Genomic DNA, 11,457 nt, shown 5'->3' with positions numbered 1-11,457 from the left:
ACATCAGAGAACCTCATGCCGCTGTCCTCTCTTCCGCTACGATCTGTCCGTCTCTCAAATAGATTTGCCGGTCGAAGCGCGCGGCAAACTCGGGATCGTGGGTCACCACAACGAGCGTGATTCCCTTCTCCTTATTGAGATCAAAGAGCATCTGCTCGACCTGCTCACCTGTGTGGCTGTCAAGGTTTCCGGTTGGCTCGTCCGCAAAGATGATGCTCGGCTCGTTCACGAGAGCACGGGCGATCACAACGCGCTGCTTTTGCCCACCTGACAGATCATTTGCGCGGTTCTTCACCTTGTCGCTGAGTCCGACAGCCTCAAGCGCGGCGCGAGCACGTCGCTTGCGCTCGGCCGGACGCACGCCGCCAATCACGAGTGGCAGCATTACGTTGTCGAGAACGCTCTGCCGCCCGTTGAGAAAGAACTGCTGGAACACAAAGCCGTAGTAACTGTTGCGCATCTTGTTCACTTCACTCTTGCGCAGGCCGTTCACGTCTTTGTTGTCGAGATGGATGGTGCCATCATCAGGAGTATCCAAGAGCGCGAGCAAGTGCATCAGTGTAGACTTGCCGGATCCGGATTTGCCGACGATGGCGACGGTCTCACCCCGCTGAATATCGAGACTCACGCCCCGCAGCGCGTGAAACGCGTTCTCCTTTTTGCCATACGTCTTGCGCACGTTGACCGCTCTAATCGCGGTCATTGAACTGTGACTTTCCACTCGATTCCTTACTGCTCGTGTTGGTTCCCCGAATGTGCGCGGCAAGCGCCTTGGCCAGTGTATTGCCGCCGCATCCGTAAGTCCGCGGGGAACCCCGCTGCATTTTTAGGGTTATCCCGAATTGGTCGGATCAGTGACCGAGTCGCTATGAGTGCTGTTGCTCACCCAACTCACTGAAGACTTCAAAGAGCAGGCAATCCGAAGCCGGTTCACGAACTTTCATTTCACTTCGTCGTCGTGTTTGGCGGAAGTCGCACTCACCCCTGAACCTGTACCACAGCGAAACACCCTAGGGCAGAAATCACCTCAGGCTTGACAAACTCAATACACCCCGGGTATATTTAATGGGGACGAGAAATACTCCCAGGAGTATCTGAATAAATTGGAAGAAGGATCGCTTATGTGCCGACCGGCAACCTGCCGCACCTGCGGTAAGACAACTTGGGCGGGCTGCGGCCAACATGTCGCGATGGTGAAGCAGACTGTGCCCGCATCGCAGTGGTGTGGCGGAAAGCACACTCAGAGCCAGATCGACGCAGCAAAACCTCAGCGTGGCGGCTTTTTCGCGCGACTTTTCGGACGTTGACTAGGAACGCGAGCACAACATGGCAACGCAGGAACTCACGGAACAAAACTTTGCTGAAACTATCGGCAACGACGGCATCACCTTCATAGACTTTTGGGCAGCTTGGTGTGGTCCATGTCGGGCATTCGCACCCATCTTCGAGAAAGCCTCAAATGAGCACTCAGACATAGTGTTCGGAAAAGTTGACACAGAGGCTGAGCAGCAACTCGCTGCTGAATTTCGCATCACCTCAATTCCCACACTTATGGTTTTTCGTGACGGCATCATGGTCTATGCCCAGCCTGGTGCTCTTGGTTCGGAGCAACTCAACCAACTCATTCAGGGTGCCCGCGACCTCGACATGGACGACGTGCTTCGGCAAATAGCTGATCGAGACAAAAACTAAACCAGTAACCAACTTTTTTTACAAAGCACCTTAGAGAGGACACACCATGTGTGCACGAATAACCTGCGGATCCTGCGGCAAGCCGACCTGGGCGGGATGCGGACAACACATCGAGGAGGCGCTCCACGATGTACCCAAGGCCGACCGCTGCACCTGCAATTAATTCACGATTACAACGAAGCAAGAGGTAGAAACCATGCTATTAGAGCGCATATACGATGAGGACTTGGCTCAGGCCAGTTATTTTATTGGGTGCCAGGCTAAAGGGCAGGCATTGGTTGTTGACCCCCGCCGAGACCTCGAAGTGTACCTTGCTCTCGCCGCGAAACACGGCATGGAGATCGTAGCCGTTACCGAAACCCACATACACGCTGACTACCTCTCAGGAACCCGAGAACTCACCGCCGCAACCGGAGCAAAGATGTACGTCTCCGACGAGGGCAGACCCGATTGGACGTACTCTGAGCTATTCGACGATGCAGTACGCATGAAGGACGGACACCAAATCAGCTTGGGCAACATCACGGTCGAGGCCGTGCATACTCCGGGGCACACTCCAGAGCATCTTTCCTTCCTCATTACCGATGGCGCACAAAGCGATGAGCCCGGATTCATGCTTACGGGCGACTTTGTGTTCGCAGGAGACCTCGGCCGACCCGACCTGCTCGATGAAGCGGCAGGATTTGTCGACACACGATTCCAAGGCGCAAAGGACCTCTTTGCAAGCCTCCGCGACAAATTTCTCACACTGCCTGATTACGTGCAGGTGCACCCTGCCCACGGGTCTGGGTCAGCATGTGGCAAAGCACTGGGCGCAATTCCCGCCTCGACCGTGGGCTACGAAAGACATTTCTCTTGGTGGTCTCAGTATCTCAAAGCCAACGATGAGCAAGGTTTCATCGATGAGCTCCTCAGCGGGCAACCCGACGCGCATGCTTACTTCGGCCGAATGAAAGTTCAAAACAAAGTTGGCCCTGCTATCAGCGGAAAACTGCCGGAGTTGGTCGAATATTCAAACTCAGATCTCAAAGCTGAGCTTCAACAAGACACCGTAATTTTCGTTGACACACGAAACAATCGTGAGGTCCATAGTGGTACGGTGCCACGATCCCTCAACGTACCCGGTCTTGAGAAGGCTGCGAGCTATGGTGCCTGGGTGTACAACCCCGAGAAGGAGGATCGCCCCCTAGTGCTGCTAGCTAGTAGCCGAGCTGAGGCCAACCAGTTACGGGATCATCTGATGCGGGTGGGTATTGATCGGGTGCAAGGTTTCACCACTTCGCTCGATGGACTTGAACTGATGGCACCAAAGCTCGTGCAGCCCGAAGAGCTAGAAAACTCTGCGCACAGCATGCTGCTCGATGTACGAAACAAAACAGAGTATTCGGCGGGTCACATTCCCGGTTCCGAACAGCTCTCAGGGGGTCGAGTCATGTGGCACCTCGACCAACTGCCTGCGCCTGGCACCGGCACGATCGTAACCTATTGCCAAAGTGGGGTACGAAACAGTGTGGCTGCAAGCGCACTTCGACGCGAAGGTTACGACGTAGCAGAACTCGAAGGTAGTTACAACGCCTGGGTTGCTGACTCAGCTCACGTACCCGTCATGTCTTGAATCTGCAGCGGGCATTGGAGCATCACCTGAAGTAGGGGAAGCTTACACTGCTGCGATAGCGCTCACACTTGCGTTGTTTGTGGGTGTTTCGCGTGAACTTTTAGGTGGGGCGAATCAATTCGAGCCGTGCCAAACCCAGTTTCAGGAGAGTCGCTCATCACGCGACTCTCCTGAAACTGTTTGGTAGGGCGTGCGGGACTTGAACCCGCGACCGACGGATTATGAGTCCGCTGCTCTAACCGGCTGAGCTAACGCCCCCTGGCAACTTATCTATACTATCTGAGCAAACAGCAGCGGGTACACCAGGAACAAGTCCCAGTGCACCCGCTGTTGCAGGACTAAGGTTCCCTAGACCTCAGGATCCTGAGCGACCTCTTCTTGATCCGCACGATCTTTGCGACGGCGTCGCAGTGCAAGCAGCGTGAGGCCAAGCCCGACAACCAGCAGCAGCGCGCCGCCAACCCAGATCATGCTGTTCTGGGCTCCGGTCACCGACAGGCCGGGAACCGGATCCTTTTCAATAGCAACGACCTCAGCGGGTGCGAACTGGTTCGTCACGGTCACCTCAGCTGCGGGACTGGAAGCCGCAGGCACCTCGACCATAACACTCGACGTTCCCTTCGCTGACTGACCGCCGGCGAAGCTCTGCGAGAGCGCCCCGTGAGCCTGGGTCTCGGTCACGACACAACTCGCTCCAGCCCACACCGACAGTGTCGTCGACGATCCTGCATTCAGCTTGAAACTTGAGTTCTCGAGCGGAACACTCACCTGGTTGCCACCTGCATCCGCACGGGTACACGCAACCGCAAACTCGTAGTCAACGTTCTTCGGGGCGTCTCCGGTGACCTTCTTACTGACCTTAACGTCGCCCGCTTCGAAGGTATTCGTAACGAGCACCGCGGTCTCTTGCGCTGCGCCTGAGCTGCTGGGCCCGCGCAGATCGACGAGTGAGGACTCGTCAACCGTACTGTGGTCAACAACCCCGGCGGTCTGCGAGGAGGTCTTTGTGGCCTGAGCCCCCTTGTTATCGGGCTCGGTCACCGCACAGCGCGAGCCCTGCGGCAGATCCCGAATCTCCACCTTTTTGCCAACGGTGACAGGAACACTGCCGCCGAAATCGGTGACTGTCACGGGGTTTCCGCCGATGGTGAGTTCGCGCGTGCAAACCGCGGTGATGTCGTAGTTCTTCGGAACCCACGACTTCGCTGCGGCAGAGCCATCGACGGCCACATTGAGCTCGAGCAGCGCGGGCGAGAACACGTTCGTCATCTCAACGGTCACCTGGGTGCCGTCGAGAATCGTCACGGTCTTATCGGGAGCAGCGATGTTCGCGCCTCCCGCGTTTGTCTCGCTCACAGTGCACGCAGAACCAACCGGCAGGTCAGAGATGCTGCCCGATGTGGATGTAGCTCCGGGCCCAAACGAAAGCGTCATCTCGCTATCTGTACCCAGGTCGAGCGCCACACCACCCATCACACAACTGATGCCAAAGGTTACGTCACCAACAGCCGTTCCGGCTTTTGGAGTCTCCACGGTCTTGAGAACCGTCAGATCCCCACCAGCCGCGAAGGTGTTGATGAACTCAAGAGTGTGCGCACCCGGCTCGATGGTCAACATACGAAGGCCACGGTTGGAGTCAAGAGTTGCTGCACCACCATCAACGGCTGCTGCCACGTAACTCGCACCAAGGTGATCGGTTTCCTCGAAGGAACAGTTCGCCCCGACAGGCAACCCTTCAACGGGAGTCTCTGCGCCACTCTCGATCATGAACGGACCGTAGGTCTCGGTGAAACCACCGAACTCGCAGGTCGCATCTACCTGGAACTTCGATCCAGCAGGCAGGTACGAAACAGCGTCACCCTGCGCAACCGCGCTGACTAGAACAGACGAAGCCGCGTAAGCATTGGTCGTTGTGATCACGTTAAGCGCGGGGTCCGAGCCAAGCACGAGCGGATCCTCCGGGTCAGTCGTATAGCTGTACCCAGTGGCCCCGGTAGCTACAGAACCGTACTGCTGCGGTGTCCCCCGCTGCCCGGTTGTCCCAAGCGGCTGATAGCTTTCATCGGTCACCTGGCACTCCGCCCCGCGAGGCAGGTTCTGGATCGTCGCAGTTTCGACGCCATCGATCTTCGAAATACCCTTCATGGTGACCTGGCCGGTCAAGGGCACGGTCTCCCCCGGAGCAAGGCAGCTGTAATACACCACGTACTGCTGCGCCTTCAGGTGCCACTTCGCGGCATCGGAATCGGCGAGTGCGAGGTTCAGGGTGAGAGTCGTGTCTTGCGCTCTGCCACCGGATCGTGCCGACTCGGCGGCTGGCAACCAGTCACTCACTGGCGTTGCGCGTCCGGTAATTGCGGCGCTGTTCCAAGCAACCGCTGCCGTTGTCGAAGTGGAAGGAACACTCATCTTAAATTCAACGATCACGAATTCTCCGCCGCGCAGCAGGCTTCCACTGCCAAATGCGACGTCACCGCCGAGCGCCTTGCTAGAGGTGCTCGCCGCGCTCGTCCATGTGCCTGCACCACACTCGAGAGTCTTCTGGCCCGCATAGGCGTCTGGATTCAGCACGCAGGGATCCGCAGTGCTGCTGTACCGGAATGCATCAGCGACGGTTCCGTCGCCGCGCGCACCGAGTGCTTCGGCTTCCTCACCACCAATCAGGCGCACCGATCCGGGCACAAGCTTTGGCGTCCACTCAGATCCGCGTCCGCCCGGAAGCACAACTCCGCGGTCTCCAACAGCAGGCAGTTCGTCAGCAAAACGAAGAGACCGAATGTCATTGTTGCCCGAGTTGATGAGCTTGAGCCGGTAGGTCATTGTGCCTCCGGTGCTCGTCTCCACCACGCAGGGGTTGCGCACCCAGGTGCCATCTTGCCAGTCAGCAATCGTCGATGGCGAGCACTCTTCACCATCGATCGTCTTCGAGTCAACGACCCCAGCCTGTGCATACGATTCGATACGCACGGAATCGTTGCGCAGCGAGGTCACTGCAGCGGTCGAGACGCAGTTCGCCGAGGCGGAATCCTCTGACTGACAAACAGACTGAACAGTAGCTCCAGGGATCCCCGAGGCAACCAGGCGAGCCGAGTTGACGGCCGAACTGCCGGTTGGCACTCCATCACGCATCTGCAGGGGTACCTTAAGCACAATTCGTTCGTTGGGCTTGAGCGATTGCCCCTCAGGCCATACCCAGCGCAACTGCGTCTCCGCACCAGTTGTCTCGGTGAAGACGGGAGTAGTCGACACTCCAGCCGGAGCCGAAGCCACGGACCACTCCGCCGAAGAGTTTGCCGCGTTGTAAATGAGATTCTTCGGCAGCGTGTCAACCACCTGCAGATCACTTAGGTTGCTGCTCGCGCCGCTCAGATTCGACACAACAATATAAAAGTTTGTCCACGCACCAGGGTTGGTGTTTGCCGTGGTCGTGCCGGTGTTCGTCGCGGCATTGTAGGTGCCCGCGTACTTGTTCACTTTTGGTGAAGGTGAACCGGGGGTGATGTAGGCGAGCGCCGTATCGGCAATCATTTCAGCGAGCGGTGCCACGAAGGTGCCCAGGTACGAAGCGCCCGCTCCGGTTCCTGGCACCTGCCACTGCGTCTGGTTCTCAGGCAGTTTTGTTGCAGGAGAAATGACGTTCGGATCGCTACGCAGTGTTGCACGCAGCTTGGTTTCAATGAGGAGCGACCCCTCCGCCTGCATCGCAATGCGCATGCCGAGAATCTCATCTCCGGTGTACTGAACCCGGAAGCCAGTGACGTCGCTCCAGGCTTTCGGACCGTCTCCCTGTAGTGGGAGAGTGAAGTAACTACCATTGCCCGCGGCAATCGGGGAACTCCAAGCACCATCAGCACCTCGCGCCCACACTGTTGCAGTTCTTGCGCCGCTCGGGTATACCACTCGTGCTCGCGTCACATCAAAAGCATCGAATAACGAGCCCGGCTCAACGGAATACCCGGCAGGATCGGAGTCCGGCCAGCTCTTGCCGTCAAGCAACCCCGAAGACGTGGATGACCGCAGCGCCGAAACCGGAATGTTACCGGTGTTCTTCACCGCGAGGGTCCACGCGGCGGATGGCAGCAAATCTCGGTAGAGCGTTCCACCGGTGGTGTTTCGCAGCGAAACAGCAACCGAGCTATCCGCGACGTCGATGACCACCTTGTCAGCACCGAGGTCGTTGGTCAGTTTCATGTCACCGAACGCTGCGCTATACACGGGGCGAACCTCGGCAAGCTGTGAGACTTTGCCGCTTTCGGTCTGGAACGCGCCGTCAATGCTCTGCCCCGAAGTGAGGTCAGTCGGTTCACCGCTCAAGAACTTGTAGCTGTAGCCCTGGCGAACCTTGTCGAGCAGTGTCAGCTGGAATACGAGTCTCCCCTGCACTGTCGCGGCCGCGCGCTTCAGCCCGACATATTTTCCGTTTTGCTGCCACGTGACTGAAACGTCAACGATCTTGTCCCAGTCTGCCTCGGGTGGGTTCATCTGCGCGGCAGTCGCACCCACAGGCGCGGCAACGTCGAGTGTGCTGCCATCCGCGTAGGTGTATGTAATTTTGCCCGCGACCCGCTTCTGCGCTTCGGTGCCAGTTTTCGGAGCGTCGTTCATTTCGGGCCAGATCATCGACTCAATACCACTGAAGGAGTTAATGGCGAACGGGTTTGCTCCGAGGTCAGGATCGCCGCCAACCGACGCCCCGATCCTGTCGAGGCCAACCGCGATGCTGCCTGTCGCAGACCACTGGTTCTCAGGGAGCACCCCTGAGACACCGATGGCGGTTTTGTTGGACGCGTCAATGGTCATCCGCGACTTCGTCGCGTGCTGGGCAACCAACACGGTGGTACCGGTTAGGTTGCGCCAGTTCACCGCAGAATCACCAAACAGCTGATCAGGAGCAAACACGGCATACTTGGCTGAAACTTGCGAGGAGTTCAGCCAGCTGCCCCCTCCTGCAGCGAGGAGGCAGCGGCATAGTTGTAGTGGAAAATACCGCCGACTGACCCCGCTACCGGTTTCGCCGGATCACTCTTCAGAGCCGAGCGCAGAGTCATATCTGTCACCACCGAAAACGCGCCAAAGCGCTGCAACGGCTTTGACGTATCGGTACGAGTCACATCGACCTGAACGGCATACACGTCGTCGGCCTGTTCTGCCGTGATCTCAGAGGTCCACTCGATCTTGCGTTTCTCCCCCTGCACAGCAAGGTAGTTGTCGCTCTGCGAGTTTTCGATATCGTCGGGAGAAAGCTCAGTGCCTTTAAACTCGGTCGGGCCCGTAACAGTGCCCGTCGGTCCGACCGGGTTTCCGGCGCGGTCGAAGAAACTGATGGTCATCTTCTGATCGGGGCCGACCTTTGCATCGCGAGCACCAACAAACGCAAACACGTCAAGCGAGCTTCCGGTTGCGCTCCCACCGCCATCAACGATTCGTGCCTTCAGGGTGTTCTCGGTTGCGGGAACCCCCGCAAGCAAAAACGCCGTCGCAGAGCTCTGCCCCTGTATGCCAAAGGTTTTGGCGTCGGTGTCGTAGTGCTTAATCGCCCCAGCCCGTTCGAGTTCGAGGAGATAGAGGGAATCGCTGCCAGTGGCCGTTGCGGTGTTCTGACCGGTGGTCAGCAGTGCCGTATTGCCAACTGCGAGGAGGCCAGGCGTGGATACCGATCCGATGGTTGCTGGCGACACGGCAACCCCTGAACTCACCAGGTGATCGCGGAACTTGATCGTGGTTCCAGCGGGGGTGCTACAACTGAGGTCGATCGGAAATCGTCCCTCCGCAGACTTCGGCTGCACCGAGTACTCAACGCCGACCACGAGGTCGAGGTTGATCGACGCATCGAACGGAACCTTTGTGACGCTGGTTGGATCTGCAATCCGATCAATCACCCACACCATCATGCTGGTGGTGGAGGCGACAGGGTTCTTTTTGCTGTCGATGCAGGCAACGTCAGCGGTCGGCAGCGCCGAGAACTTCGTGGCGTTGAAAGGGTTGTTTGCGAGGTTCGCTTTTGTGGGGACGGTTTGTGGATCCGCCATCACGATTTCGTCAGCACCGAGCAGTTCGGTGGCGTTCTCAGCTTTCTCAGTTGAGGCCGTCAGTCGGAATCTGTGATCGGAGAACGACTGCGTCGGCTTTGTCGAGTCGTAGTAGTCGCCCGCCTTCGCTACACCCGTGAGGGGGTACACCGTCTGGTCGCTGTTGTCGCCGAGTTTCTTCTCTAGCTTTGCGGTGAACTGCGGCTTGACGATCAACAGAGTTGCCGCGTTGGTCTTCTGGTTCACGATCGCTCCGGTTGCTGCGACAGCAGATACCTCAGCCGAGTTTGAAACGCTCGTGCTGCCAGGGTTGCTTGTCGGCGCGGTAATCGCGGCACCGTTTGTGAGTCGCGTCTGGCGCAGTTTTGATTCGACCTTTACGACAGCCGCACAGGAGTCGTCGGCAAGAACGCACTCACCCGCGATTTCGCCGTTTACCGGGGCAGAGAACGTGAGCACAAAGCCCGCAACATCAGCAAGGTCCCGTCCGTCAATGGAGGAGTCAGGTACCGGGGATCCCGAAGTAAATGTCTGTACCTCGCCGTTCTTTGGTGCCGAAACGAAGAGATACTGGATTGTTGCTGTCGTGGCACCCTTCGGGAAGATCACGCTCGGAACAGCGGTGAGAGCCTGATAATCAAGGAACGAACTGACATCTGTGGAGGTTTTCACGCTGATCGAAGAGAGAACTGGAACTCCAGAGTTCGACGCCCTGATCGTTGTGGTCGAAGCTTCACCTGATCGATAGACCGAGGTGAGATCCCCCGACTCAGTAACCCAGTCGAGTGATCGCGAGATTGTCGGTACCAGGGCAACAACGGAGATGTCTTCGCGGGTTGAGGTCTCGACCCGGCCGGAGTCACCCGGTGCCGGATCAACCACTGTATTCGCAACAAGTGCCGTTCCACGCACCGAGCGAGCGGTGACGGTTGGATCAATCAGGCTCGATCCGTCGCTTCGTTTGGCATCGCGAAGTGTGTAGTTCGCCTGCACTGAGACCGTACGCGCCGGTGCGGCAGCATCGTTCAGCGCGGGCAACCCGGCCACGGTGACCGTGTAGCCCACAGCACCCTCAGGTGCTTCCACCGTCAGCTCGCCAGCAGCGAGAGCTCGAGATTCTGTTCGCCCACCCTCGAGCACAAAGTCGACTGCCGCACCTGCGGGGTTCTGGGTGAGAGTGAGAGTCTTCAGATCGAAGGCTTCAGCGACGGGGATCGATGTTGCGGGAATGGTCTCGGCGCTGGGATCCGTGAAGACCAGTGAACTCACCGAGTTTGCTGAGGCAACCCCGGTTGTGGTTGAGGAGACGTCCGCTCGGCTGCCATCCCCGACGCTAGTGGTGCTCCACTTTTTGGTGACCCCAACGAGTGATGCCTTCTGGAAGACCCGGAGTGTAATGTCAGCGCGACCGCTAATTTCAGTGGTGTTGGCACCCTCACCTGCGGTAAGCGTGGCGGTTGCAGACTGCACCGCGCCGTTGAGGCTCGCTGCGACAGATGCGCTCAGGCGAGAGGGTAAAAAGACGACCGAGGTGGCGGCCAGGTTATCCCAAGTGAGAGTCACGAGTTTGCCGGTGGCCGGTCCTGTACTGGGGCTCACGTCAACGGTGACCCCGTTGGGTGGCGTAAATGCGCTCGCCAGAAATTCAACGTCAGCAGGAAACTGCATCGAGAGTGTCGCTGGTCCGCATCCCGAGGGATCAGGGCAACCCACACTCGCGGTGTAGTTGAACTCACTCCCCGAGTTCACCGTGGTCAGCGGTTCGCCGCTGCCAAGCTCAACTGCTGCGAGCGAAAACGTCACGGGCGGCCCCACGGCTAGCGCAGGTTGCGCACTGACCACGCCTCCCGACAGCACTAACATCCCTGCGACTGTCAGCGCAATAAATGTTCCGGCGCGCTTCAAACGACCCTGCTTCATGTGTTTCTTTCTTTTCCCCGAAGAAATGACAGCACAAACGATCCCAAACTTGGCGGTCTCCCCAAAAGACCAGTTGCGCTTTCGTGAGGATCGATGCGCATATAAGCACCACGAACACTAACACACATACATTCGTTGTCTATAATTGATCACCATAATTATGTGGCCTTTCGGGCCCTAGCGACTTCAAACCGCGTTTCT

General features: G+C 58.0%; 6 protein-coding genes and 1 tRNA gene. 3 read left to right on the top strand and 4 right to left on the bottom strand.

The features are described from left to right. Positions 1-13 precede the first annotated feature (13 nt). On the bottom strand, positions 14-703 hold the full coding sequence (locus G7066_RS03045) for an ABC transporter ATP-binding protein (protein ID WP_166328935.1): 690 nt from the start codon (positions 701-703) through the stop codon (positions 14-16). 418 nt (positions 704-1,121) lie between these two features. On the opposite strand from G7066_RS03045, the gene G7066_RS15585 reads away from it, so the two are divergent. From G7066_RS15585 to G7066_RS03035, 3 genes are all read left to right on the top strand, one after another. Continuing rightward, on the top strand, positions 1,122-1,307 hold the full coding sequence (locus tag G7066_RS15585) for a hypothetical protein (protein WP_244303228.1): 186 nt from the start codon (positions 1,122-1,124) through the stop codon (positions 1,305-1,307). 19 nt (positions 1,308-1,326) lie between these two features. Continuing rightward, positions 1,327-1,692 carry a thioredoxin gene (gene trxA / locus G7066_RS03040; protein ID WP_166328933.1) on the top strand — a complete coding sequence of 122 codons (366 nt, stop codon included), beginning with the start codon at positions 1,327-1,329 and terminating at the stop codon, positions 1,690-1,692. Between the two features lie 196 nt (positions 1,693-1,888). Then, the gene (locus tag G7066_RS03035; RefSeq protein WP_166328931.1) at positions 1,889-3,307 is read left to right on the top strand and encodes an MBL fold metallo-hydrolase; all 1,419 of its coding nucleotides are present in this window, start codon (positions 1,889-1,891) and stop codon (positions 3,305-3,307) included. Positions 3,308-3,488: 181 nt separating this feature from the next. On the opposite strand, the gene G7066_RS03030 is transcribed toward G7066_RS03035, so the two are convergent. From G7066_RS03030 to G7066_RS03020, 3 genes are all read right to left on the bottom strand, one after another. Further along, a tRNA-Ile gene (locus tag G7066_RS03030) sits at positions 3,489-3,565 on the bottom strand. Between the two features lie 90 nt (positions 3,566-3,655). Further along, positions 3,656-8,206: a DUF5979 domain-containing protein gene (locus G7066_RS03025; protein ID WP_166328929.1), complete on the bottom strand. Its 4,551-nt coding sequence runs from the start codon at positions 8,204-8,206 to the stop codon at positions 3,656-3,658. A gap of 29 nt (positions 8,207-8,235) precedes the next feature. Then, positions 8,236-11,256, bottom strand: coding sequence for a hypothetical protein (locus G7066_RS03020; RefSeq protein ID WP_166328927.1), 3,021 nt, complete (start codon positions 11,254-11,256; stop codon positions 8,236-8,238). Positions 11,257-11,457: the final 201 nt, after the last annotated feature.

Source organism: Leucobacter coleopterorum (genome assembly GCF_011382985.1).
GTDB classification, from domain to species: domain Bacteria; phylum Actinomycetota; class Actinomycetes; order Actinomycetales; family Microbacteriaceae; genus Leucobacter; species Leucobacter coleopterorum.
Note: the sequence above shows the minus strand (reverse complement) of the source record. Positions and strands in the feature narration are given on the sequence as shown.